18 protein-coding genes are annotated in these 25,437 nt (G+C 73.5%); 11 read left to right on the forward strand and 7 right to left on the reverse strand.

Annotated features, from left to right (window positions below; genetic code table 11):
- Positions 1 to 361: 361 nt before the first annotated feature.
- The 5 genes from WME96_RS22600 to WME96_RS22620 all read left to right on the forward strand — a co-directional run bounded on the left by WME96_RS22600 (position 362) and on the right by WME96_RS22620 (position 5,972).
- Positions 362 to 1,234 (forward strand): formylglycine-generating enzyme family protein, encoded by an 873-nt coding sequence (locus WME96_RS22600; protein WP_437292155.1) that lies wholly within the window; start codon positions 362 to 364, stop codon positions 1,232 to 1,234.
- A gap of 118 nt (positions 1,235 to 1,352) precedes the next feature.
- Complete coding sequence (locus tag WME96_RS22605; RefSeq protein WP_433937580.1) at positions 1,353 to 2,252, forward strand: 1-acyl-sn-glycerol-3-phosphate acyltransferase; 900 nt, start codon at positions 1,353 to 1,355, stop codon at positions 2,250 to 2,252.
- 137 nt (positions 2,253 to 2,389) lie between these two features.
- Positions 2,390 to 3,871: a serine/threonine-protein kinase gene (locus tag WME96_RS22610; protein WP_437292156.1), complete on the forward strand. Its 1,482-nt coding sequence runs from the start codon at positions 2,390 to 2,392 to the stop codon at positions 3,869 to 3,871.
- Positions 3,868 to 4,908 (forward strand): hypothetical protein, encoded by a 1,041-nt coding sequence (locus WME96_RS22615; protein ID WP_437292157.1) that lies wholly within the window; start codon positions 3,868 to 3,870, stop codon positions 4,906 to 4,908. Before WME96_RS22610 ends, WME96_RS22615 begins: the two co-directional genes overlap by 4 nt.
- Positions 4,909 to 4,931: 23 nt before the next feature.
- Complete coding sequence (locus WME96_RS22620) at positions 4,932 to 5,972, forward strand: hypothetical protein (protein ID WP_437292158.1); 1,041 nt, start codon at positions 4,932 to 4,934, stop codon at positions 5,970 to 5,972.
- A gap of 33 nt (positions 5,973 to 6,005) precedes the next feature.
- Here WME96_RS22620 and WME96_RS22625 read toward each other — a convergent pair whose 3' ends face one another.
- The 5 genes from WME96_RS22625 to WME96_RS22645 form a co-directional block, all read right to left on the reverse strand.
- On the reverse strand, positions 6,006 to 6,800 hold the full coding sequence (locus tag WME96_RS22625; RefSeq protein WP_437292159.1) for a hypothetical protein: 795 nt from the start codon (positions 6,798 to 6,800) through the stop codon (positions 6,006 to 6,008).
- A gap of 9 nt (positions 6,801 to 6,809) precedes the next feature.
- On the reverse strand, positions 6,810 to 7,505 hold the full coding sequence (locus tag WME96_RS22630) for a DUF2914 domain-containing protein (RefSeq protein ID WP_437292160.1): 696 nt from the start codon (positions 7,503 to 7,505) through the stop codon (positions 6,810 to 6,812).
- Between the two features lie 247 nt (positions 7,506 to 7,752).
- The gene (locus WME96_RS22635) at positions 7,753 to 7,947 is read right to left on the reverse strand and encodes a hypothetical protein (RefSeq protein WP_437292161.1); all 195 of its coding nucleotides are present in this window, start codon (positions 7,945 to 7,947) and stop codon (positions 7,753 to 7,755) included.
- A gap of 238 nt (positions 7,948 to 8,185) precedes the next feature.
- Entirely contained in the window at positions 8,186 to 8,419 is a 234-nt protein-coding gene (locus tag WME96_RS22640) for a hypothetical protein (protein WP_437292162.1), read from the reverse strand.
- 147 nt (positions 8,420 to 8,566) lie between these two features.
- Positions 8,567 to 9,166 carry a hypothetical protein gene (locus WME96_RS22645; protein WP_437292163.1) on the reverse strand — a complete coding sequence of 200 codons (600 nt, stop codon included), beginning with the start codon at positions 9,164 to 9,166 and terminating at the stop codon, positions 8,567 to 8,569.
- A gap of 305 nt (positions 9,167 to 9,471) precedes the next feature.
- Between WME96_RS22645 and WME96_RS22650 the strand changes: the two genes are divergently transcribed.
- On the forward strand, positions 9,472 to 10,677 hold the full coding sequence (locus WME96_RS22650; RefSeq protein WP_437292164.1) for a serine/threonine protein kinase: 1,206 nt from the start codon (positions 9,472 to 9,474) through the stop codon (positions 10,675 to 10,677).
- On the forward strand, positions 10,674 to 13,991 hold the full coding sequence (locus tag WME96_RS22655) for a hypothetical protein (protein ID WP_437292165.1): 3,318 nt from the start codon (positions 10,674 to 10,676) through the stop codon (positions 13,989 to 13,991). Before WME96_RS22650 ends, WME96_RS22655 begins: the two co-directional genes overlap by 4 nt.
- A 162-nt stretch (positions 13,992 to 14,153) precedes the next feature.
- Here WME96_RS22655 and WME96_RS22660 read toward each other — a convergent pair whose 3' ends face one another.
- Complete coding sequence (locus WME96_RS22660; RefSeq protein ID WP_437292166.1) at positions 14,154 to 15,017, reverse strand: hypothetical protein; 864 nt, start codon at positions 15,015 to 15,017, stop codon at positions 14,154 to 14,156.
- A 443-nt stretch (positions 15,018 to 15,460) separates the two neighbouring features.
- Here WME96_RS22660 and WME96_RS22665 point away from each other — a divergent pair, with 443 nt between their 5' ends.
- A complete protein-coding gene (locus tag WME96_RS22665; RefSeq protein WP_437292167.1) occupies positions 15,461 to 17,842 on the forward strand; it encodes a cyclic nucleotide-binding domain-containing protein in 2,382 nt (793 codons plus the stop codon).
- A gap of 897 nt (positions 17,843 to 18,739) precedes the next feature.
- Here WME96_RS22665 and WME96_RS22670 read toward each other — a convergent pair.
- A complete protein-coding gene (locus WME96_RS22670) occupies positions 18,740 to 18,865 on the reverse strand; it encodes a hypothetical protein (RefSeq protein WP_437292168.1) in 126 nt (41 codons plus the stop codon).
- Positions 18,866 to 18,932: 67 nt separating this feature from the next.
- Between WME96_RS22670 and WME96_RS22675 the strand changes: the two genes are divergently transcribed.
- From WME96_RS22675 to WME96_RS22685, 3 genes are all read left to right on the forward strand, one after another.
- Complete coding sequence (locus tag WME96_RS22675) at positions 18,933 to 21,197, forward strand: vWA domain-containing protein (protein WP_437292169.1); 2,265 nt, start codon at positions 18,933 to 18,935, stop codon at positions 21,195 to 21,197.
- The gene (locus tag WME96_RS22680; protein WP_437292170.1) at positions 21,179 to 22,897 is read left to right on the forward strand and encodes a DUF4215 domain-containing protein; all 1,719 of its coding nucleotides are present in this window, start codon (positions 21,179 to 21,181) and stop codon (positions 22,895 to 22,897) included. Before WME96_RS22675 ends, WME96_RS22680 begins: the two co-directional genes overlap by 19 nt.
- A gap of 190 nt (positions 22,898 to 23,087) precedes the next feature.
- A complete protein-coding gene (locus WME96_RS22685) occupies positions 23,088 to 25,364 on the forward strand; it encodes an NAD(P)-binding domain-containing protein (protein ID WP_437292171.1) in 2,277 nt (758 codons plus the stop codon).
- The last annotated feature ends 73 nt before the right edge of the window (positions 25,365 to 25,437 follow it).

Genomic DNA, 25,437 nt, shown 5'->3' on the forward strand with positions numbered 1-25,437 from the left:
GAGGAGACCGCCAGGAATGCCGAAGGGCGCCGAAAACATGTAATTTTCTTCTCCTGGCGTCCTTGGCGCCCTGACGGTTCGTCTCTGTCTCCTCCTTGTGGAGCACCGCACTTGCTCGGCCCGCGCCCGCCATCAGCGACCGCATCGACCCCGCTTCACCGCCCTCGGCGGGCAGCTCCGTCCGGGTACAGCGAGGGACGATGAAGGAATACGTGGGGAGCGGGCCGCGCCGGCGACGCGGACGAAGGTCGATGTTGGTGACGAATTGACGCGACGAACCGCGATACGAAGGCGGACAACGCGGCGCGCTCGCTCGACGGGAGACCGCGGCTCTGGCACCCTGATCGATGAGGAGCCCGCAATGCGCCCTGGAGCTCTCCCGTTCGCGATCGCCGCTCGGATCGCCTCGCTTCTCGGCCTCGTGTCGCTCTTCAGCGCTGCCTGCAACGGAGATCTCGGTCTCGGCGCCGGCACGGACGACGCCTCGGGCGGCGGCGGGGCAGCGGCGACGTCGTCCACCACCTCGGTCGCCGCCGCGACATCGTCGGGTAGCGGCAGCGCAGGCGATGTCGGCGGCGCAGGCGGAGGCACGGGAGACGCAGGAGGGGAAGGCAGCGGCGGGATCCAACAAGAAGACTTCCCCCTCGACACGCAGCCCGAGGGGCCCTGCCCGCCCGACATGGTCGAGGTCGATGGATACTGCATCGACCGCTTCGAGGCGCCGAACGAGGAAGGCGCCCTGCCGCTCGTGATGGAGAGCGCGGTCTCGGCGCACGCCTGGTGCGAGGCGCGCGGCAAACGCCTCTGCACCGAGCACGAGTGGGACACGGCGTGCCAGGGGCCCGAGGGGTTCGTCTATCCGTACGGGAACATCCACGAAGCGGAGCGCTGCAACGACGACAAGACGTGGAGAGCGCCCGACGAGCGAGCGCTCAACACCTGGCCTTCCGAGGAGGCCTCGGCCGAGGTCGAGGCCCTGTACCAGGCCGAGCCGAGCGGCTCGCGCCCGGGGTGCGTGAGCGCCTTCGGGGTCTACGACATGACAGGCAACGTCGAGGAGTGGGTGGTGCGAACCAAGTACCACGTCAACGAGTATCCCCACGTCCTCAAGGGGTGTTACTGGTCCGGCTGCTTCGGCAGCGCGAAGCCGCGGTGCGGCTCGACGAACCCGGCGCACGCGGACGGGTTCCGCTTCTACGAGACCAGCTTCCGCTGCTGCCGCGACGCGCAGTGATCGGCGCCCGCGCCCGCCCGGCGCGACGAGGCGGCGCGCGCCGGCGATCGCCGGGCGACGGGCGCTCTCCAGGATCCGCTTCCCCTCGGTCGCGCCGCAGGCTAGGGCACCGGGGACGGTGCTGACCCAACCGAGAGAGCCTCGCCCCGGCCTCGACCTCTTGAAGGACGCGATCGCCGCGTTCTCCGCCAAAGGGCGCGAGCGCGCCCGCCCGGACGACCTCGACGCGCGCGACCCGGCGTTCATCGCCCGCGTGCTCCCGCTGCTCGGCCTCCTCTACGACGACTACTTCCGCTGCGAGACCGAGTTTGAAGAGGAGCTGCCCGACGGCCCGTTCCTCGCCGTCAGCAACCACAACGCGATGACGGGAATGCCGGACATGTACTGCCACATGACGGCGTACTGGCGCCGTTATGGGCCCTCGCGCCTGTCGTACGGGCTGATGCACGACCTCCCGTTCAACGTGCCGAAGGCCGGCCCCTGGCTCAACGCCTGCGGCGCCGTCGCCGCGAGCCCGGAGAACGCGCGGCGGGCGCTCGCCCGCGGCGCGGCGGTGCTGGTCTTCCCCGGCGGCGATCTCGACGCGTGCAAGCCCACCTCGGCCCAGTACACGATCCGCTTCGGCCGGCGCCGCGGCTTCGTCCGGCTCGCCATCCGCGAGGGCGTGCCGATCGTGCCGATCGTGAGCGTGGGCGCGCACCAGTCGCTCTACATCGCCACGGATGGGAGCAGGCTCGCCGAGCGGCTCCGCCTCCCGCAGCTCGCGCGCTCGAACGTCGCGCCGCTCGGCCTCGCGCTGCCGTGGGGGCTCATCGTCGGCATCCCGATCCCGCATGTCCCCCTTCCGGTGAAGATCCACACACGCGTGCTCCGCCCGCTGCACCTCGGGCTGCCGCGAGAGGCCGCGAGCGACCAGGACGAGGTCGAGCGCGCGTTCGCGCAGGTCGTCGCGCGGATGCAAGCGGGCATGGACGAGCTCCGCGCGGCGGGCAGGCACGGGCTCTTCCCGCGCGGTTGACAGGCGAACCACGGGGCGATGGCCATGCGATGGCGCCCCCGAGATCGCCCGTGGCGCCGGCCGCGCCCGGAGACGGCTTGAAGGTCGTTTGCGCTCTCGGAAAACCGGGTCCGTTCATGTAGGCTTGAACGCCAGCCGTGACCCCCGACCGCACCGCGCAGCTCCTCGCACCGGTGGCCCAGCCCGGCGAGCTCATTGCGGCCAAGTACCGCGTCGAGCGGGTCGTGGCGATCGGCGGAATGGGCGTCGTGCTCGCGGCGCGCAACGAGGATCTCGACCAGAAGGTCGCGATCAAGATCCTGCGCCAGGACGCCCTCGCGAACCAGGAGGCGGTGGCGCGCTTCCTGCGCGAGGCGCGCACCGCGGCGCGCCTCCAGGGCGAGCACGTCGCGCGCGTGTTCGACGTCGGCACCACCGAGAGCGGCGTGCCCTTCATGGTGATGGAGTTCCTGACCGGGCTCGATCTCCAGCAGGTCATCGACACCCACGGCCCGCTGCCGATCCAGGACGCTGTCGACTACGTGCTGCAGGCGCTCGAGGCGGTGGCGGAGGCGCACGCGGCCGGCGTCGTGCACCGGGACATCAAGCCTTCGAATCTGTTCCTGGCCGAGCACGCGGACGGGACACGGCACATCAAGGTCCTCGATTTCGGCATCTCGAAGGGGCAAGGGCTCGACTCGCCCGCGGAGCCGGGGCTCACGTCGACGAAGCAGGTGATGGGCTCGCCCGGGTACATGTCGCCCGAGCAGATGATGGCGCCGAGGACCGTCGACGGGCGCGCCGACGTGTGGTCGTTCGGTGTGCTGCTGTACACGCTCGTGACGGGCGAGCCGCCGTTCCAGGGCGAGACGGTCGCCGCGGTGATGGCGAACATCCTGCACCAGCCCGTGCCGCGGCTGCGCGACAAGCGCAGCGACGCGCCCGCCTCGCTGGAGCGCATCGTCACGCGCTGCCTGGAGCGCGAGGTGGGCGCGCGCTACGCGAACGTCGCCAAGCTCGCGCAGGCGCTCGAGCCGCTCGGGTCGAGCTTCGCGAAGCTCTCGACCTCGCGCATCCAGAGCGCGATCGGCGCGGCGTCGCCGGCCGGACAGACGCTGCTCAACTCGAAGGCGGCCGAGGACAGCGACAGGCTGTCCGGCGCGTCGTGGACGCACACGAGCTCGCGCCGCAGGTCGCGGCGCCGGCTGCTCGTGGCCGCCGGCGCGGCCGCGTTGCTCGCCGGCGCGGTCGGCGCGGGCGTGTGGCTGGTCGCGAGCGCGCGCGTGGTGTCGGAGGCGCCGAGCGCCGCGGCGGCGCGCGAGCGCGAGCGCGAGCCCACCGACGGCGCCGGCAGCGGCGCGCTCGCCCCGGCGCCGCCCGCGCCTGCGGCGGAGACCGCCGCGACCGTGGCCTCCGGCGCGGCGGCCCCCGCCGCGGCCGTGGCCTCCGGCGCGGCGGCCCCCGCCGCGGCGAGCCCCGCGTCGCCGCCGACCGCCGCGCCGAGCGCGTCTCCCGCCGGCGACGCGGCGCCCAGCGCCCGCCCGAAGGCCACCGCGTCCGGAGCGCCGCCCAAGGCCGGCCTCCCGCCGAAACCACCGACGTCGACCAGCGAGGACGAGATGCTGAGGAGCCGACATTGAGACCGTCACGAGCGCGATACGCGGGCGCATGGCTCGCGCTGCTCTCCGGGATGAGCCTGACCTCGCCGCTGTGGGCCCAGACGACCCCGGCCGACAAGGCGCTTGCCGAGGGGTTGTTCCAGGACGGCAAGAAGCTCATGGATGAGGGCAAGCTCCAGGAAGCGTGCCCCAAGCTCGCCGAGAGCCAGCGCGTGGACCCCACGGTGGGGACGCTGCTCAACCTGGCTGTCTGCCACGAGAAGGAGGGCAAGACGGCGAGCGCGTGGGCCGAGTTCAAGGAGGCGTCCGCGCTCGCGGCGAGCGCGGGGCAGCAGGATCGCGCCCAGTTCGCGGCCAAGCGCGGATCCGAGCTCGAGGCCCGCCTGACGCGCCTCGTGCTGGAGGTGGCGCAGGCGGCGCCGGGGATGGCGATCACGCTGAATGGCAAGGACCTCAGCGCGACCGCGGCCACGGGCTCGGGCATCCCGGTCGATCCGGGCACGGCGGCGATCGAGGCCAGGGCGCCGGGCAAGCAGCCCTGGTCGCAGCAGGTGACGCTCGAGCCCGGGCCGAGCACGACGCGGGTGACCATCCCCCCGCTCGCGGACGTCGCCGCCCCCGAGCCGGCGAAGGCGGCTCCCCCTGCCCCGCCGCAGCCTGCGCCGCAGGCTCACCCGGACGCCGCGAGCTCCGGCGCGAGCGGCGGGGGCGGCCCGATGCGCACGCTGGGCTTCGTGGCCGGCGGCGTCGGGCTCGCCGGGATCGGCGTGGGCGCGGTGTTCGGGGTCCTGACGATGCAGAAGGCCAGCGACGTCGAGGCGGGCTGCAGCGGCAACTTCCGCTGCAGCCGGGCGGACGTCGATCTGAACGAGAGCGCTCAGACGACCGCGATGGTGTCGAACATCGCGATCGGCGCCGGGCTGGCGTGCGTCGGGGCCGGCGTCGCGATGGTGCTGATGTCCCGGTCGCCGGAGAAGGCGGCCGCGGGCGAGCGCGTGTGGGTCGCGCCCAGCGTCGCTTCGGACGGGGGGCGCCTGACGCTCGGAGGCCAGTGGTGATGCGAAGCTCGAAGGGTTCTGCCATGACACTCGCGCTCGGGATCGCCGCGCTCGCGCCGGGCCTCCAGGGCTGCGCGCAGATCGCGGGGCTCGACGATCGCGAGGTCACCCCGCTGATCCCGATCGCCGAGGGGCAGGCGGGGCCGCGCGCCATCGCGCTCGACGAGGAGGCGATCTACTGGGCGAACGAGCGGAGCGACGGGGCGCAGGGGAGCGCCAAGGGCGGCGCGCTGCGGATGCAGATCAAGGATGACCGGGCGGTCATCGACCTGCTCGAGCCGTCCGTCGAGTCGCCCGAGGCCATCGCGGTGGACGCGACGCACATCTACTGGTCGAGCACCGACAGCACCCGTGCCGAAGAGAGCTGCCAGGGCAAGGACACGGACCGTGACAAGCTGCTGAGGATGCCGAAGGACGCGAAGCTCCCCGCCCCGCCGGTCACCGACGAGACGACCCTCTGGGTAGGCTGCGGCAGGATCAGCGCCATCGCGCTCGGCGACGACCGGGTCTATGGCGCGCGGCCCAAGGGCCATCGCATCACCTGGTCCAGGAAGGACGACACCGACAACGACAATTACCCGACGGGGGTCACGTCCCCGACCGGGGCGCCCGCCGGCGTCGCTGCGGACGGGGACATCGTCTATTTCACCGACCAGAGCACGGGAGAGATCTTCGTCGACGACACGGGCAATGAGGAGAAAGAGACGGTTCTCCTCGATGAGCTCACGATGCCGGGCCTGATCGTGGTGGACGAGGCCAACCTCTACTGGCTCACGCAGGACGGCGTCCTGCGGTATCCGCGGAGCGCGTCGACGGGAGAAGCGCCGGTGACCCTCCTTGATGGGCTGTCGAGCGTCCCCACGGGGATCGCCGCCCACGGAGACTACGTCTACGTCACGGTCAGGGACGCGGGGAGCGTCTACCGGATCCGCAAGGACGGGAGCGTCGAGCCGGAGGAGATCGCGTCGGCCCAGGGGGGCCCGACGGGCATCGCCGCGGACAGGTCGGGCGTCTACTGGACGAACAGCGATTCCGGACAGATCGTCCGGTTCAACGACGAGTGACGCGCAGCCGCGCGGCGGCTCGCCCGACAGCGCCTAATCGATCTGCAGGTGGTAGTGGGGCGGCCGCGACTCCTCGAGCGCGAGCACGCCGCCGACCTCCTCGACGCCATCGAGAAAGGCGCGCTTCTCGGACGGCGTCATGTCCCGGTTCCGGACGTCGACCGCGCCCTCGCGGAGGTGCGCCGAGATGAACACGCCGCGGTCGATCTGGGCGCGGATCACGTGCTCGAGCGCCTCGATCAGCGCCTCGGGAGGCTGGTCGGTCGACAGGCCCTCCTCGTAGGCGCTCTTGATCTCGCGCGCCGCCGCCTTGTCCTTGTAGAGGCCGAGGACGTCGGCGCCGTGCAGGAAGAGCTCGTGCATCGCCTCGGCCTGCCGCGCCGGGTCGCGCGTGCCGCTCGTGACAACGAGCTCTTTCCCGGTCCGCCGGAAGTAGGCGTCGGCGATCTCCGCGATCTTCTCCTCGACGGCGGGCGCGAGGGCGACGCCGGGCAGGAGCGCGTAGCGGCGCTCCTCGTCCGGATCCGCCGACGTCGCGCGCCGCGAGGCAGCGCTCGCCGGCGGGGCGTCCTCGGCCGGCTCGCCCTCGTCGCTCTCCGGGACCTGCAGCGAGAGCACCCTCGCCGCGGGGCCATCGGGCACCCAGAAGTTGAGCCCGACCTGCTCGCCGGAGGCGCGGGCGGCCGCGGGCGCGCTTCGCGGCGCGGTGTGCCCGGGCTCCGGGGCGACGCGGGAGACGCAACCTCCCGCGACGAGGGCGAGGACGAGGAAGGCGGCGCGGCGGGCGCGCCGGTGGACGGAGGGGCGCGAGCGGAGCTTGCAGACCACGGGCGTCTCCTACTTCGTGATCGTGAACGAGGCGCGCGCGAGCTCCTTGCCCGCGGCGTCGCTGACCATCACCGACCAGAGCCCCGCCGCGCGCGCCTTGCGCGTGGCCGCCCACGTGCGGAAGCGCCGCTGCGCGCCGACCGCGAGGGGGATGCGCAGCGGCGCGCTGCCGTCGGGCGGCGCGAAGGTGACGCTGATCTCCGAGGCGGCGCGGTCCTTGTTCGCGAGCTCGACGAAGGCGTAGATGCGGTCGATCTCCGCGCTGGCGAACGAGGTCGCCGGCTCGAGCGGCTCGCGGTCGGCGATGCCCTTCGAGACGACGAGCCGCACCACGTGGAGCTCGGGCGCCGCGGCAGCGCGCTCTTCAGCGCCGCCGCCCTGCGCCACGCGGCCCGCGCCGTCAGCGACCGACCCCGACCGGCGGCGCCGCTCCCGCGCCGCGCCGCGGGCCGACGCCGACGCGCCCGCCCTGTCGATGTTGCGTGCGTCGCTGCGGCCCTCCTCCGCGGTCTCCGGCGCGTCGCCCTGCGGCGCGGCCGCGCTCGCCTGCCCCTCGGCGTCGCCGCCCGGCGTCGCCTGGGCCAGGCGGCTCAGCGCGGGGGGCTCTTCCCGGGCGATCCGCTCGATGGCGTCGCGCGGGTCGCTGCAGCCGAGCCAGCCGAGCGCCCCCCCGCCGAGAGCGGCAGCCGCGAGCGCAAGGACCAAGGTTTTCCGCGTCGTTCCCCGGGTGTCCACACCGACGAGGTGCCACGATTCAGCGGAGGGGGCGAAAAAACGGCAACCCAGCAGCCGGGGCGCATGCCGCCCGCGCCGGCCTCACGGCGCGTCGTGCTCGCGCTGGCCGGACGGTACGTGTCGCCCGCGATCGTCACGCGGCGGGGTCAGGCGCTGATCGGCGCGAAGCGGGCGCGGCGCCCGGAGCCGGGCAGGACCCGGGCTGCGACGCCTCTGGTCAACGCTTCGGACGGGACCAGCGCGGACTGTTTACCAGCTCACTTTCTTTTGCAGGACCGAAGTTCGAGATCGCGCTGTCCTCGATCATCAGGATGAGCAGCCCTCCGCTCGCGCCTCGTGCCGTCGTCGCCCGGGATGCCTGACTTGTCTCCCGTGGCGCGTGGAACGAGCTCTCCGCTGCGATCTGCTTCATCTCGGGCTCCTTGCAACACTTCAGTCCGGCTGTCACGCCCCGGCTGGGTGGCTGGCCTGCACTTCCGTGCACCACGTCCGGGGTCGAAAACTGGCCTGGGCGCGAATGCGCCGATGGTCGCAGAATAATCCCGACGTCGACTGAAAATCATCAGGAAAGAAAGTTGGCCCAACGATTTCTGTCCGGCGCCGGCTTTACCGCTTCCCTTCAGGCGTCCGCCGCGTGTGAGCGGAGCGCTTCAGCGGCGGCCGAAGCCGGAGAGCTGGCGGCCTGCGGCCACCACCTCATCGCAGTCGACGCAGCGCAAGGTGCCGTCGACCAGCTCCATGCTGCCCAGGCTGCCGCACTCGGGACAGCGGTTGGAGAGCTGGTGCTTGCTCTCCTCGCAGAGCCGGTTGTTCTCCGCCTCGGCCTCCGCCTCGGTGCGGAATATCTCGGCCGGCGTGCGCACGTCGCGCTTTCGGTCGTCCATGGCGCGCAACGTACCACGGGCGCGGAGCCCCCCGCGAGCGGCGACCGGGCCGACGCGGCGGTGCGCGCGGCGTGACGGTCGACGAAGGCGCGCTCGCGCAGCCCACGAGGCCGCGCTCGCGCAGCCGCGCCGCCGTCTCGCCGCCGTCTATCGGACCGACTCGAGCAGACGCTGGAACGCCGAGCGCGCCGACTGCACCGTCTCGTCCGGACCGACCATCCTGAAGAACCAGTTTCCGCGATCGGGCGTCCTCACGGCCGCGCCGAGGAGCCGGTAACCGTCCTTCACCATCTCCACGGGCGCGCGCCTGCCGGCCCCCGTCTTCGGCCCGAGCGCGATCGTGTAGGTGCCGACGACGTCGACCGTCTCGACCGGCACGCCGCGGACATCGAACGACGCTCGCCTGGCCTTCGCCCCGACGTCCCCGTCGAACTGCGCGAACCACCCCTTGAAGTTCGCCTCGACGTCTCCGTTGCTGCCCAGGCCGAACCAGAGGACCTGCACCTCGACGTCCTCCTTGTCGTTCGCCACGCGCGGCACCTTGTAGAGGGCCTTGCGCGGGCCGACGCGCGGCACATCGAGCGCCGACCAGGCCGCCGGGACATCCCACGCGAGCGGCGCGACGACCGGCCCGCCGGAGACCGCCGGCGGCGGCTCGGGCTCGGGCTCCGCCACGGTCCGCGAGCAGGCCGGGACCACGAGCGCCAGGATCGCTGCGAGAGCGAGCGAGGCTGAACGTGGGAGCATGGTCCCGGTTCTACCACCGCGCCCTCCATCGAGGCGCAGCAATTCGATATCGCGGCCGGCGCGAAAGAGCGATCCTCGCTCGGGCCGCGACCCGCGGGACAGCGACCCCGAAGGAGCGCGGAGGCAGAGGGCGGCGGGGCAGCGACGACCAGCGTGCTCCGCGCTTCCGCGCTCGGCGCGACACGGCGCCCAGAGGCGGTCGCCGGAGCGGCCCGACGGCGAGCGGGACGCGAGATCGGGTGTAAGCCGTGGGCCCGGCTCGCACGTAGAAGAGACGCCCCGGTCAGGGAGAGGAGACGGCGCGCATGGAGCAGATCGGCGAGTACCTCGTTCGACGCCTCGTCGGTGAGGGGGGGATGGGCAAGGTCTACGAGGGCGAGGAGCGCCTGTCGCGCCGGCGCGTCGCGCTGAAGGTGCTCCGCCCGGAGCTCGCCCGGAGCGAGCAGGGACGGCGGCTCTTCCTGAACGAGATGCAGATCCTCGCGCACCTCGAGCACCCGAACATCGTCCGGAGCCTCGCCAGCATCGAGGCCTCCGGCGAGCTCGTGATGGTGCTCGAGTACCTGGACGGCCAGACGCTGCGCGCGGCGCTCGGCGCCGCCGGCCGCCTGCCCTGGCCGGACGCGGTGCGGATCGCGGCCAGCGTGGCGAGCGCGCTCGCCGCCGCCCACGGGCAGGAGCCGCCGGTGATCCACCGCGATCTCAAGCCCGAGAACATCATGGTGCTGAACGACGGCAGCGTGAAGGTGATGGACTTCGGGATCGCCAAGGTCGTGGAGGCGATGAACCAGACCAACACGCAGAGCGTCGGCACCCTGCAGTACATGAGCCCGGAGCAGATCGACGCGCGGTCCATCGATCACCGATCGGACCTGTACTGCCTCGGGCTCATCCTGTACGAGGCGCTCTCGGGGCGCCCGCCGTTCCAGTCCGCCTCGCCGCGGGAGCTGCTCAACCTCCAGTGCACGGCAGAGCCGCCGCCGCTCGACGACGACGTGCGGCGCGGCCTGCCCCGCGGCGTCGAGCAGCTCCTCTTCCAGCTCCTCGAGAAGGCTCCCGAGGATCGACCGTACCTCGCGCAGGACATCGTGGACCGGCTGGAGCCGTTCCAGACGGCGGCGAGCGCGCCGCGCACCGCCGGGAGCGGCGAGCGCGCGGCGACGGCGAGCGCGCCGCAGCGCACCGGAGACCAGGGGCGCGCCAGCGCGCCGCAGCGCACCGGAGACCAGGGGCGCGCCAGCGCGCCGCAGCGCACCGGAGACCAGGGGCGCGCCAGCGCGCCGGGCGCTGCGCGCGACGCGGAGGGTACGGGCGCGCCCCGCGCCGACACGATCGCGCTCGTCGAGCAGATCGACAGGACGCGCGACGTGCCGGCCCGGATCGCGATCGCGATCATCGTGGCGCTGTCGGCGCTCGCGGGCCTCGGGACCTACGCGCTGCGCTCGGCGAACGGCGCGCCGGAGCCGCCCGACAGCGTCGCGGCGCCGGCCCCGCCGGTGGGGGCGCGGTGAGACGCGCGTCGCCGGAGCAGGCGGGCTACACGGAAGGCGCGCCGCTGCCGGCCATCGGGTGCGCCGCGCGATGGCGCTGCGGGGCAGCAGAGGAGCTGTGGCGGATCGGCGCGGCGGACCAGGGCGGGCCGGCAGGGCCGGAGCGCGAGGCCGTGGCGGCGCGCCTGCTGTCGCTCGGCAGCGCGGGCATCGGCGGCTTCATCGACGGCGGCGTGGCCGCGCCGGCCGAGGGCGAGGGCGCCGCGGCGGCGCGCCCGGACGGCGCGCGCGTCTGGCTGGTGCGCAGGCTCGCGGGCGCCTCCCTGTCGGATCGGATGCGCGCGCGGCGCGGGCCCGTTCCGTTCGAGGAGGCGCTCCGGCTCGCCATCGCGATCGCCCGCGCGCTGGCCGCCTGCGAGCGCGCCAGCCTGTTCCCCGGGCCGCTCACGCCCGACGCGGTCCTCGTGGACGACGCTGGCCAGGTGACGCTGCCCGCGGGCGCGCTCGTCGCCGCGCTCGTCGGGGGCCAGGCGGGCCGCGGCGCCGCCTCGGAGCCGCGCGCCGAGGGAGCGCGCGCGTCGTCGGCGATCCCGCCGCTCTGGACGCCGCCAGCACAGGCCGACGGCGCGCTCTGGGACAGCGCCGCGAACCGCTACGCGCTCGGCCTCGTGCTCTACCGCCTGCTCGCGGGGGAGCACCCGTTCGCGGGCGCCGGCCTGCGGCACGCGCTCGGCGAGGCCGCGCACCGCGAGCCCCCGCCGTTCGTCGAGAGCGTCGCGGCCTCGCTGCCCGCCGGCCTGCAGGGCCACGTCCTGCGGCTGCTCCACCCGGATCCCGCGCGGCGGCCGTCGCGCGCCGACGCGATCGCGGACGCGCTGGGGGGGTTCCTCGACGAGCACCCGCCGGCGCGGGCGACGCACGCCGCGCGGACTTCCGGGCGCGCGGCCGCGTCGACCGAGGATGCATCTGCCGCCGCGCGGGCGGAGGCCAGGACCGCCGCGCCGGAGGAGGCCAGGACCGCCGCGCCGGAGGAGGCCAGGACCGCCGCGCCGGAGGAGGCCAGGACCGCCGCCGCGCCGCGCGGGCGCGAGCCCGGGGTCGAGGCGCGCGCTCGCCGCCCGTCACGCGGACGCCACGAGCGCGGCGGCGCGGCGGCGCGGCTGTGGCAGCTCGCGCCGCTCGGGGCCGGCGCGCTCGTCGCGACGGCAGCGCTCGCGCTCGCGCGGGGCGCCCCCGAGCGGGCCGCGCCGCGGACGGTCGCCGTGGCGCCGGTCGCGCCGCTCGCGCAGCAGGAGACGGCGGCGGAGGACTGCGCCGCGTGCCACGGCCGCCAGGCCGCGGAGTGGCGCCGCTCGGTCATGGCGCACTCGGTGAAGAGCCCGCTCTTCAACGCGCTGGAGAGCCTCATCGAGGAGCAGGTCGGGCGCGACGCCGACTGCCCGCACGGCGCGGGCATCCTCCGCAAGGCCGATCCAGCGCGCGCGTGCCGCGACCGGGGCAGCGGCGTCACGGTGACCGGCTCGGGCGGCGAGCACTGGTGCGTCAACTGCCACAGCCCGGCGGAGAACCTCGACGCTGCGATGCCCGCGTGGGACGGCCGCCCCGGCGGCGATCCTCGCGCGCGCCTGCCCGTGCGCGACCTCCTCACGCGCCGCGGCCTGGAGGGGATCTCCTGCGGCTTCTGCCATCAGGTGCACGGCCCCGTCGGCCCGCGCGGGCGCCCCGGCTACCAGGGCAACCCGACGTGGACGTCGTTCGTGACGGGCGCCGTCTTCCCGGCGCGCCCGGAGGACGCGCGGGGCCTGCTCGGCATCGCGAACAGCGGCTACGATCTCCGCCCGGAGGAGCTCCTGCTCACCGCAGGCCAGCGCGCGGATGGGCGCGCGGGGAGGTCTTCAGCGGGCGCGGCGAGCGCCGATGACCCCGTCGTGCACGGGAGGCCGTCGGCGAGCGCGAAGGCCTACCTGCGATCGAGCGAGTTCTGCGGCGCGTGCCACGACGTGCGCCTCTTCGGCACCGACAGCCTCGCGGCGTCGCGGGGCGAGCACTTCAAGCGCCTGCGCAACGCCTACACCGAGTGGTCGGACTGGGCGCGATCCGAGGAGCGCGCGGGCCGCCGCGCGGCCACCTGCCAGGACTGCCACATGAGCACCTATCCGGGTGTCTGCGAGGCGGCTCCCGCGTCGGGCTCCGCGCAGCCGCGGGCGGGCGATCCCGAGTGCCCGCCCGGAACGCGCTTCTCCCCCCGCCCGCCGGGGTCGCGGCCGCGGGGGCGCGTCGCGGATCACTCCACCGCTCCGGCGGACGTCGTGACCCACTACTTCTCCGGCGTGGATGTGCCGCTGTCGGGCGAGTTCCCCGAGGCGCTCGTCGATGAGCCGTCGCTCGACGTGCACGGCATCCCCGCGAGCGCCCGGCGCCGCCGCGATCTGCTCCTCCGCCACACGTTTCGCTTCGATCTCGGCGCTCCGCGGCGCGCGGGGGCGGCCGGAGAGCGCGTCGAGATCCCGATGGAAATCGAGAACATCGGCGCCGGGCACAAGGTGCCGGCCGGCTTCAGCCAGGAGCGCGAGATCTGGGTCCACCTCGTGGTCAGGGATGGTGGCGGGCGGGTGCTCTACGAGGTCGGCCGGGTCGACCGCGCCGAGGAGGACCTGAGAGACAAGGTGTTCGCCCGGGTGACGACCGATCCGGACGCGAACCATCCGCTCCGGGGGGCGGGCGCGCAAGGAGGGTTGTTCGGCGCCGACGTGCGCGACGGACCGGATGTCCCTCTGTGGAATCCACCTCCACGGCTCGGCGGGACGTCGTTCCGCGGACGCGGGCTCATCAACTTCCAGAACGGGTTTCTGCGCTGCGTCCGCTGCATCGGCGTCGTGGCCGCCGACGGCAGCTGCCAGCCCGGGCCCGGCCAGGGGCTGCACCACGCCGATCGGTTCGAGGACGGCGACTACGACGTTGACACCGGAGCGTGCGGCTCGAACCTCACCGGCCACAACGCCTTTCTGGAGACCTATTTTCCGGTCGGCGCGCTGGACGCGAGCCGCGGAGTCGTCAAGGGGCCGGACGCGATCATCGACACGCGCTCCGTGCCGCCCGGCGTGCCGATCCGGTACACGTACGATCTCCCGGCCGGCAACCGGCGCGGCCCGCTCCGGGCCGAGGCGAGGCTGCTCTTCCGGGCGTTTCCGCCCTTCCTGATCCGCGCTTTCGCCGCCTACGAGCGCGAGCAGGCGCGGCGCGGCCTCAGGCCGACCGGCCCGCTGGTCACCGAGTCGATGCTCGCGCGCCTCGAGATCGTCGAGCTCGCGCGGGCCGAGGTCGAGATCCCCTGAGCCGAGGAGGCCATCGCGATGGAGCGACCAGAGAGACAGGCCTGCCGATGGGCCGGCGGACAAAAAGGGGCGAGCCCCTACCCCGGCCCGCGGGGTAAGGGCTTCGCTGGTCAGGAGCTGAAACGCTCAGCTCGCGGTGTTCATGAGGCGCGTGCCCGGCGATCAGGGAGGGGGCGGGGGCGGCTCGGTCGAGAGCGGCGCCATCAGCTTGAACGGCCTGCCGATCCGGTAGGGCCGGTTCGACGGCGAGTAGTAGCTCGTCATCGACGACGTGACGCTCCACGTGTAGCCGAGCAGGATGCCCGTGAGCGAGTCGGTGTACACGCGGATAAAGCCCTCCCCGATGCCCGGGGTCATGGAGCCGTCACTGCAGTCCCCGCTCCAACGGCTGTCCTTGTACGCCTCGTTGCACCCGTGCGCCGTCTCCGTCGAGTCCACGATCGGCACGGCGTACTGCTTCGTCCCCGAGTAACGCGGGTTGACCTGCGGCAGGATCTCCCTCGGCGCGCCCGTGATGATGACGGTGTGGCCGGCGTACCCCTTTGGCATGCCTGTCACTGGATCGATCACTGGCATGCCTGTCACTGGATCGATCTCGAGCTTCTTGTCGATGACGAGAATATCGCCCTGCTGGATGTCGATCGCCCGGGTGACGCGGCGGAAGAAAGTCTCCCGCGCAGGAGGGGGCGCGCCGAGCGCCGGACTGGCGTTGATCTTGTCGAAGTACTCTTCCGACGTGGGGCTGTACTTTTGCCAATGCCGCTTGATGTCGTCCCGGGTGTACCCCATCGACTTCTGCAGCGTCAGCGTGAAGAGGCACGCGCCCTTGGTCATGGAGGCCCAGGCCCCCATGCCTTCCCCGGGCACGGCGCTGCCGTCGAGCGCCGGCGCGGGCTCCGACTCCCAGTTCATGTAACACGGGTCGGTCCCGGACAGGTTCCTGTCCGGGGTCGTGTGGTCGAGGAACTCGAGGGCCCAATCCGCGTGGTCCTTGGCGCTCGCGGACGCCGAACCGAGCGTGATCAAGGACGCGGCAGCCAGGGATGCAACAGCCAAACTCGTCGTGCGCCTACTCATACATCTACCTCGTTGATTTCGAATGACATTGCATGTGCACTCTGGAACAGATGCTAGTCATTTCATGCCGAACCATCAAACGAACCCTGGCGCCGAAGATGCCGAGTCTAGCAGGATGGATATTCCCTATAATCGGCTTGGGTGTCAAGGCTTTTTCGGGACGTTCTTCCTTTTTTTACGCCTCTTCAGCGTCGAACGTGACGTAAGACCATGTCGTCCCACAAGATATCTGATGCGCGATGGTATGAAGCGACGGTGTCCGGCGCCATGACACGGCCTCCTCCTACCGCTCCTGCTGACCTCGCCCCGCGGCGCGGATCGCGCGGCGATCGCGCCGCGGGACGAGGTCTACCAGCGCGGTCCTCCGCGCTCGGCGGCGGGGAGCCGCGCTGATGCCCTCATCGGACCACACGCGCGGCGACGCGCGCGTCGCGGGATCGGACCGCCCCCGCGCATGGCCGCCGGGGGTGTTCGACGCGCCGCTGCTGCGAGGGCTCGACGAGCGCGCCCGGCGCGAGATCGCCGAGGCGGGGCGGCTCCGCGCGCTGGCGCCGGACGAGGTCGCCTATCGCGCCGGCGACACGGGCGACGCCTTCTTCGTCGTGGCGTCCGGGCGCGTCGCGCTGCGCGCGACACGCCGCGGAGATGATCGCGAAACCGAGGTGCGCACCGCCGCTGTGGGCGATGTCCTCGGCGAGGAGGCGGTCGTGGGGATGTCGCGCAGGACCACCGCAGTCGCGCTCGCCGAGAGTGTGCTCGCGGAGATCCCCGTCCACCTGTTCCGCCGCGCCGCCGGGCGCTCCGGAAAGGCCCAGATGGCCGAGAAGCTCGAGCGCGCGCTGCGGAGGAGCGCGACGCGCGATCTCCTCGGCACCCTCGCCTTCACGCGTGATCTCGACCCGGAAGACATCGAGGCACTTCTTGACGCAGTGAGTCATCGACGCTTCGAGCGCGGTCAGACCATCTATCGCGCCGGCGACCCGGCCGCGGAGCTGTGGCTCATCGCCGAGGGGATGGTGCAGATCCAGACCGAGGACGGAGATCGGATTCATGTGCGCGCGTACCTCACCCGAGGTGACTTCTTCGGGGACGTCGAGCTCGACGAGGGACGGAGTCGGGCGGCTAGCGCCGTGGCGAGCGGCGCCGCGAGGCTCCTTTCGGTGCCCGCGAAGACGTTCGCCGCCCTGGCGCGGAAGCAGCCTGATCTGATCCCCCGACTCCGGCGCATCACCGGCGAGCAGCACGCCGCCCAGGAGGCGATCGTCGCCGGCCAGGCGCGCAATCACACAGCGCACGTCTTCAGGGACCTCTATCGCCTGCAGGTCGCGCGGTCGCTCCTGGTCATCGACCTGGAGACGTGCGCCCGATGCGGGCACTGCGCGTGGTCGTGCGCCGATGTGCACGGGGTTTCGCGGCTCGTCCGCCGCGGGGACAAGGTGCTCGCGCGGGTCGACGACGCGCCGCCGGCCGCGGGGCAGGAGGCGCCGCGGAGCCTCCTCTTGCCGAACTCCTGCCAGCACTGCGAGAGCCCGGCGTGCATGATCGAGTGTCCCACCGGCGCCATCGGCAAGGACACCGGAGGCGAGGTGTTCATCCGGGACGCGCTCTGCACGGGCTGCGGCGCCTGCGCCAAGGCGTGCCCCTGGGAGAACATCGCCATGGCGCCGCGGCCCGCGGACGCGCCGCGCCCGGGCGACGCGGGCTCCCCGGACATCGCGGTCAAGTGCGATCTCTGCCGCGATCACGACGGGCCGGCGTGCGTGAAGGCCTGCCCCACGGGCTCGATCTTCCGCGTCAACCCGGCGGAGGAGATCGCCGACGTGCGCGATCTGCTCGGCGGGGCGCGGCGCGAGCAGGAGCGTGCCGGCGCGGGACGGAGCGACGCGGCGCTGCTCGCCGGGAGCGCGCTCGCGGCGGCGGGGCTCGGCGCGGCGGGGATCGCGGCGCACGCGCGCGGCGACGCGCGGCCGGGCGACGGAGCCGCCTGGTCGGCGGGCGTCGCCGCCGCGGTGGGTATGGCGCTGCTCCTGCTCTACGCGGTCCCGAAGCGCGCCGGGAAGTGGGTGTGGATTCGGTCCAGGCGGCGCGGCAGGGAGGCAAAGGAGCGCGGCGACGCCGCGGCCGAGGAGCGCGACGACGGCGGGCCCGTGAGGAGCCGGCTGCGGCCGCACCTGTCCGGGCACCTCGCGATGGGCCTCGTCACGGCCGGCCTCGCGCTCGCGCACGCGCCGTGGCCGCGGTCCGGCCGCCCGACGCTCGGCGCGGCGCTGCACCTCGCCTTCTGGGCCACCGCCGCGGCGGGCGCGTTCACGGCGGTCGCCTACCGGCTCGCGCCGCGGCGCCTCGCCCGGATCGAGCGCACCGCGGCGCTCCCCGAGGACTTCGCCGCCGCCCGCCGCGAGCTCCTCGACCGCTTCTACCGCGGGGTGAGCGGGCGCAGCGATCTGGTCAAGAAGATCGTCGAGAAGATCCTCGTGCCCTACGTGCAGAGCCCCCTCGGCCCGCTCGCGCTCGTCGCCTCGGGGCGCGGGCTGCGCGAGGAGGAGCGCGCGCTGCGCGCCCGCATCGACGAGGTCCTCGAAGGGCGCGGCGCGGAGCGCCTCGCCGGCCTGGCCGAGCTCATCCGGCTCGCCGTCGAGCTGCGCGCGCTCCCGGCCCAGCGCGCGCTCCTCGCCGCGCTCCGCGGAGGGCTGCCGGCGCACATCGTCACCTTCGGCGTCGCCATCGCGTTGCTCGTGCTTCACGCGATCACGGCGGTCAGCGTGCCCCGATGAGCGCGCGCACGCCGACCCACACGACCGCAGCCGCGCCGCGCGGCGGAACACCGGCGGCGCGCCGGAATCGCTATGAAATCGTTGCGGGGCACGGCATTTCTTTGTGCCTCCTGCGCCTCGCAGCGCGCGGCGCCGCGCGCGTGGGGGGACCTCACACGTGCGCTGCGACCGCGTTTCTCGCAGCCGTGAGCGCGCCGGCGAGAGGCCTGGACTTTGCCTTCTGCGCCCAGGTACAATTTTCTCGTCAGCACCCCAGTGGAAGGTAGAGAAGCCGATGGCTGGTCCCTCGACCAAGTGGATGGGAGCGCTCTCCCGATCAGGCTCCGCCGAGGCGTGGGCGCCGAGAGCGCTGCTGCTCGTCACGCTGCTCACGGCGTCGGCGCTGATCGCCGGAGCGTGCAGCGGAGACGACAGCGGCCTTCAGGGGCCCAACGACGGGGCGAGCGGGCCCGACGCGGGGACGGGCCCGGACTCGGGCCAAGGCGACCCGTGCGAGGACGGCGAAGAGGTGGAGTGTCACGTCACCGTCGGTGATCACGAAGGCGTGCTGACGTGCCTGGACGGCGTTCGGCGCTGCGAGGACGGGCGTTACGGGAGCTGCCAGGGGTCGATGACGATGCGGCGGTCTCCGTTCGGGGCGGCGCCTCAGGGGAGCGGCGAGAGCGGGTATCGCCCGTTCGCCAACTCCGAGGCTTCCGACGGGGGCCTGTGCGCGACCAACCCGTGCGACCCGACGTGCCAGTCGTTCGAGGAGCTGCCGGACGGAGGCCCCATCGACCTCTCGACCACGGGCACGACGTACACGTGGTCGGTCGGGGACATCAACGAGCTGCCCCAGACCGTGGCACGGCAGGGCACGCACCAGCCGTGCACGACCGCCGAAGACTGCCAGTTCGATCAGTACTGCGACAACCCCGCCCGCGCCGCGTGCGGCCACAGTCCGTGCGCGACCGGCTCCGCGCTGCTGTCGAGCTGCAGCGGCTGCGTCACGAAGGTCTGCGACGCGAACCCGAGCTGCTGCAAGCAGACGATAATACCCGCGGACTGCGGGCATGACGCCTGTCAAGCGTACAACGGCCCGGCGACCAACATGACCCCGACCTGCGGTGACCCGTGCATCGCGAGCATCTGCGCCGCCCGTCCCCAGTGCTGCGAGATCACCTGCGAGACGGACGCGGATTGCGTGACCCTCGTGGGAGCGGGCAGCATCTGCGTCGACCCGGGCCTCTGCCTCCCGCCCCCGCCCGGCACCTCGACCTCGTGTCCCACGGGAACCGCCTTCGACTCGATCACCGGCGCATGCACGGGGCACTGGAACCCGACGTGCGTGGGCCTCGTTCCTAGCCAGTGCGGTAAGACATGCCCCACGACGACCCCGACGTGGGGCGCCGCCTGCGTGACCCTGGCCGAGCAGCTGTGCGGCGCCGACTGCGAAGATGCGCCCACTGCGACGTGCGCGCACGACGAGTGTTACGCCGGGCCGCCGCTGAACGCGGCGCAGTGCGGCGCATGCGTCAGCACGGTCTGCGCGAGCATGTCGAGCTGCTGCACGGCGGAGTGGACCGATCAGTGCGTCGAGCTCGCGAAGAGCCTCTGCGGCGCGGACTGCCCGCAGCAGGGCGTCTGCAGGTCCTACGCGCCCAACGAGACGAACCCGGCGTGCCCCGGCGTGGATCTGACGCTCGGCGTGCCCTGCGGCGGGACGATCCCGGTCTGCAACCGCGGCAACACGCCCGCCCCCGCGGGCATCGAGATCCACAGGTATCCAGCCGGCGCCGGACAGCTCCCCTCCTCGGCCCCGGGAAGGATCGCGGACGCGTGCGACCCGACCGGCGGCACCGTTGCCTGCACGACGGCCCAGCCGATCGCCCCGGGCGAGTGCATCAGCGTGGCCGGTTGCACCGGCCTCACCGACGGCATGGAGCTCATCGTCAACCCCAACGACCAGGTCGCCGAGTGCCAGTGCGCCAACAACGGCAGCATCCATCAATCGGCCATGTGCGAGTCGCCGGGGTGCATCGCCACGGCCAGCGTGTCGCTCATCAGGCCGGTGACCCTGTTCGTGGCGCTCGATCGATCCACCTCGATGGGCGGGTCGAACGCCGCGACGCGCTGGACACCGGCGACCAACGCGCTCAAGGCGTTCTTCAGGGATCCGGCGTCGGCCGGGCTCGGCATCGCCTTCAGGTTCTGGCCGCACAACAACCCGGGCTGGTGCAACGACGGCCCCTGCCCGGGCCCGGGCGGCGGCGGCTGCGCGCTGCCGCTCGTGCCGTTCAATGGCGCCCCGGCCGATCGGCTGATGGAGGAGTCCGCGGCGATGGGGGATCAGCAGGAGCTCAAGCTCGACCAGGCGTTCATCAACTTCAACACCCCCAACGGCGATACGCCGATGTACCCGGCGCTCGACGGCGCCACGACCTGGGCGATCAACTACAAGAACGCCCATCCCGAGGAGGAGGTCGCGGTCGTCCTCGTCACCGACGGCATCCCGTCGCACTGCAACACCGTCCCCAACGACATCGGGGAGCTGGCGCGCCGCGCCTTCCAGAACTTCGGCGTCCGCGTGCACGCCGTGGGGTTCGGCAACTCCAACTCGGAGATCATCAACCTCATCGCGGCCCAGGGCGGCGGACAGGCGTACAACCTCCTCGCCGGATCGGTCCAGGGCGGCCTCCTCAACGCGCTCGTCTCGATCCGCGGCCAGGCGCTGCCGTGCGACGTCACGGTCCCTCTCGCGGGCGTCGCGGACCCGGCGTCGGTGTCCGTCGTTCACGTGAGCGGCACCGGCGCCGAGACGACGCTCACCCGCCGGACCGGGGCGGGCAACTGCGCCAGCGGCGGCTGGTACTTCGCCGACGCGACGAACACGAGCGTGAAGCTCTGCCCCACCACGTGCTCCTCGATCCGCGAGAACCCGGGCGGGAAGGTCCGGGCCATCGTGCCGTGCGTGACGACGAGCCTCACGCCGATCACCACCGCCTGGGAGCGATACCACGGCGTCTGCCCGCCCGGGACGAAGACCCAGTGGGGGTATCTCAGGTACAGGACGACGACCCCGGGCGACTCGAGCGTCGAGTTCCGGATGCGCACGGCGGACAACACGGCGGATCTCGGCTCGGCGGCGGAGGCGCTCGTCGCGACCGCGCACGCCGTGCCGACCGACACGCAGGTGTGCGACGAGAGCTCGACGCCGACGTGCGCGATCGATCTCTTCGACGCGCTCGGGGAGCTCCCCGATGCGCGACGGGAGTACCTCGAGCTCCAGATGACGCTGAACCCGACGAGCACCGGCGGGGGCGGGGTCCAGGTGCAGGACTGGGAGATCACGTATTCATGTCCGGATTCCGAGTGAGGCGCAGCATCACGGCGGCCGCGCTGCTCTGCGCCGCGGCGGGGGCGATCACGGCGTGCGGCGACGACGACAAGCCGCGGCCGAGGCCCCCGTCGTCCTCGGGCGGCGACGGGGGAGCCGGCGAGGGCGGCGGTGGCGAGGGCGGAGACGGGGGCGCCGCCCCGGGCGCCTGCGGGGACGGCGTCGCGGAAGCGGAGGAGGCGTGCGACGGAGCCGATCTCAAGGGCGCGAGCTGTCAGAGCCTCGGGTTCGAGGGCGGCGAGCTCCAGTGCAGCCCCGCCTGCGCCGTCGATGCGTCGCGCTGCTCGAGCGCCGAAGCGTGCCAGGACGGCCAGGACAACGACCTCGACGGCCTCGCGGACTGCGGCGATCCGGCGTGCGAGGCGGCCTGCGCGGACATGTGCGCCGCGCCGGTGGCGCTCCCGGACCCCGCTGCCGCGATCGGCGACACGAGCGGTCACGCGGTCATCGACAGCGGCTGCATGGCGAGCGGCCCGGGCGTCGCGTACACGTTCACCGCGGCCGCGACGGGCTTGCTCGACGTCGTGCTGGTCCCGGAGACGGACGCCAGGCTCATGGCCGTGCTGCGCGGCGCCTGCGCCGACGCGGCGACGGCGATCGCCTGCGGCAGCGTCAGCGCCGGCCCCGGGATCGACAACCGGCTCACCGTGCCGGTCCGCGAGGGCGACGCGTTCCACATCGTCGTCACCGGAGCGGACGAGGGCCAGACGGGGCCGTTCGCCCTCAGCGTGCGCAGCCGCCAGACCGTCTGCGGGGACGGCATCCAGGATTCGACGGAGGCGTGCGACAACCCCGTCGACGAGGAGGACGACGGCTGCGACGAGGACTGCCGGCTCGATCTGACCGAGGTCGAGCCCAACGACACCCTGGCCACGGCGAACACCCACGCCGCGCCGTTCTTCGGATCCATCGATCCGGCGGGCGATCAGGACGTCGTGCGCGTCACCGTGCCGAGCGGCCCGACGGTCCTCATCGCAGAGACCACCGACGTCACGAGCAACGACTGCCTCAACCACCGGCTCGACAGCATCATCGAGATCCTGGACGACAGCGGCGCGACCATCGTGCGGCGCGACCGCGGACAGACCGGCCTGTGCGCCCGCGCGGTGGCGCCGTCGCTCGCGGCGGGCGACTACTACGTTCGCGTCACGGCGGGGTCCGGCGGGCGTCCGACGTTTCCCTATGGCCTCGAGGTGACGCTCGTCGAGGAAGCGTGCGGGGACGGCAATCTCACCGAAGGCGAGCAGTGCGATGACGGCAACACGGCTGCGCTCGACGGGTGCAGCCCGACGTGCCGCTTCGAGCTCGACGAGACAGAGCCCAACAGCACCCCCGCGCAGGCCAACGCCTACGCGTCCCCCTGGCTCGCGGAGATCGCCCCCGCGGGCGACGTCGACGTGATCGCCGTGCAGGTGCCGGGGCCGAGCTCGACGATCCACGTGAACGTGACCGACAACGGCACGGACGCGTGCATGAACGGGCTGCTCGACAGCCACATCGAGATCCTGGGGGACGACGGGACCACCGTGATCGTCGCCGACGACGACACGGGGGTCGGCTATTGCTCCTACGCCTCGGCCAGCGACCTCGCCGCGGGCACCTACCACGTGAGGATCCGGGCCGCGGATCTCGTCCCGAACGCGACCTTCTTCTATCGACTGAATGTCACGGTCCTCTAGCCCCGCGGGCGGGGGGGGCTCGACGCGCGCGCCGCCCGGCGGCGACCCGGAGGCGGCCGGGGCGGCGCGCTCTTCCGATCCCTCGAGGACGCTCTACCGCGCCGATCTCTCCGATCCGCGCCAGCGCGCCGCCCAGCCGCGGGAGGTCGTCCGGGGGCGCGCCGCGCGCCGCGCCGAGGCGACGTCCGACGTGACCCGCTTTCGCGGCGTGCTGCCGGCCGCGCTGGCGGGCGCCGTCGCGACGGGCGCCGCGGCGCTGCTCTTCCCGCCGCCGGGCGGGCACGCGGCGCCGGGGCCGCTGTCGCTGCCCCACGCGCGCGCGGGGCTCGCGTGCGCGTCGTGCCACACCGAGCAGGCGCCCGCGGCGGCGCGCGGGCTCTCCGCAGCATCGCAGCCCGCCGCGGCGCGGGGGGACCGGACGGCGGCCGCGCGCTCGATGGACCAGGCCTGCACGGGGTGCCACGGCGCCCACGGATCGACCCGCAGGAGCCACGGGGCGCTGCTCGCGAGCGGCGCGCTGGGCTGCGCCACGTGCCACCCCATCCACCGCGCCGACCAGGGCGTCGTCTTCGACCCCGCGAGGCCGCCTTTGCGCTTCGCGCCGGGCGCCGAGGTGGAGCTCCCGGCGACCGCCTTCCGCCCGAGCCAGCCGGCCACGGTCGCGATCGTCGCCGCTGGGAGCTGCGCGCCGTGCCACGACCTCGCCGCGCCGCGCGACCCGATCGCGCGCTGCCTCGTCGCGGCGCAGGCGCCGCTCGGCGACGCCCGCCCGATCACCTGCTTCGACGAGCACCGCCCTGCCCTCCCCGACGACGCGGCGCCGGGCCGCGGCCGCGCGGGCGGCGGCGTCTGCAGCGGCCAGCACACCGAGGACCGCGCCCTCGCGTGGGACGCGGCGCGCGACGCGACCGCGGCCTTGCCGGTCGTGACGGGCGCGGCCGGCGCCGCGGGCGGGCGCACGTACGCCGCGCGCGCGCTGCTCTGGATGGGCGCGGGCCTCGCCGCCGCCGCGCTGGCGTTCGCGGGCGCCCGCGGCGGCCGTGCGCTGCGCGAGCGGCGCGCGCGCGATGCGCGTGAGCGCGCGCGCGACGGCGTGGACCGCGCGGCGGCCGAGGCGATGCTGCGGCCCGCGGCGCGCGTGCGCCTGCCCCGGATCGACACGACCACCTGCCTCGGCTGCTACGCGTGCGTGGACGCGTGCCCGTACGACGTGCTCGCCGTCGAGCGGTACGTCGCCGTCGTGGCCCGCCCCGAGGCGTGCTGCGGCCTCACGCTGTGCGAGCAGCGCTGCCCCAACGGGTCGCTCACCATCGAGGACGGCGCGCCCATCGCCGACCGGCCGCGCCTCGACGACGACCTCGGGAGCCTCGACGTGCCGGGCCTGTACCTCGCCGGCGACATCACCGGGCTCCCGCTGATCAAGAACGCCATCCACCAGGGCGCGCACGCGGTGACGCGCATCGCCGAGGACCTGCGGCAGGCCGGCCCGGGCGGCGCGGGCGGTCAGGCGCTCGATCTGATCATCGTGGGCGCGGGCCCCGCCGGGATCAGCGCCGCGCTGCGCGCCAGGGAGCTCGGCCTCTCGTTCGAGGTGATCGAGCAGGGCAGCGTGGCGCAGAGCATCCAGAGCTTCCCGCGCGGCAAGCTGGTGTTCGATCAGCCGCTCGACCTGCCGGTCACCGGGAAGCTGTGGCTCAAGGAGTCGACCAAGGAGGAGCTCCTCTCCCACTGGCTCCGCATCGTGCGCAAGGAGCGGCTCCCCATCCTGCAGGACACCCGGATGGTGTCGGTCGAGCGCGCGGCGGACGCGGACGCGCGCTCCGACACGGGCGCCCGATCGTCCGACGCGGGCGCGCGCGCCGCCAGGCAGGCCGAGGCCGGCTTCGTCGTCGTCACCGAGCCGCGCGAGGGCGGCCCGCGCGCCGAGCGCCGCGCGCGGCGCGTGCTGCTCGCCCTCGGCCAGCGCGGGTCGCCGCGCCGGCTTCCGTTCGAGCTGTCCGCCGAGGTGGAGGGGCGGGTGTACTACCACCTCGCCGACGCCAGGAGCCTCGCGGGCAGCCGGGTGCTGATCGTCGGGCTCGGCGACGTCGCCATGGAGGCCGCCATCGCGCTGGCGCGCCAGCCGGGCACCGAGGTCACCGTCGCGTACCGGGGCAGCGGGTTCCGCCGCGGCAAGACACGAAATATCCAGGAATTACGGCGACTTGCGGCCGCGTCTCGCCTCTCGCTCCAGCTCGAGACCGACGTGGCCGCGCTCGCCGCCGTTCCGGGCGGCGCGCTCGCGGCGACCCTCTCCTCGCCGGCGGGGACGCGGGCGCACCCGTGCGACGCCGTGCTCGTCCTGATCGGGAGCATCCCGCCCTGGAGCGCCCTCCGCGCCGCCGGCGTCCGGCCGATCGCGGAGCCGTCAGATCGTTCGAGGCCCGACGACGTACAAGGGACCACGCCCGCGGCCCCCGCGCCGTGAGCCCGTCGCACGATCGGTCGTGGCGATCGGTCGCAACATCGGTCGTAAGTCGGTCGTAAGATCGCGGGGCCCG

This window comes from Sorangium sp. So ce406 (genome assembly GCF_051474675.1).
Lineage (GTDB): Bacteria > Myxococcota_A > Polyangia > Polyangiales > Polyangiaceae > Sorangium > Sorangium cellulosum_G.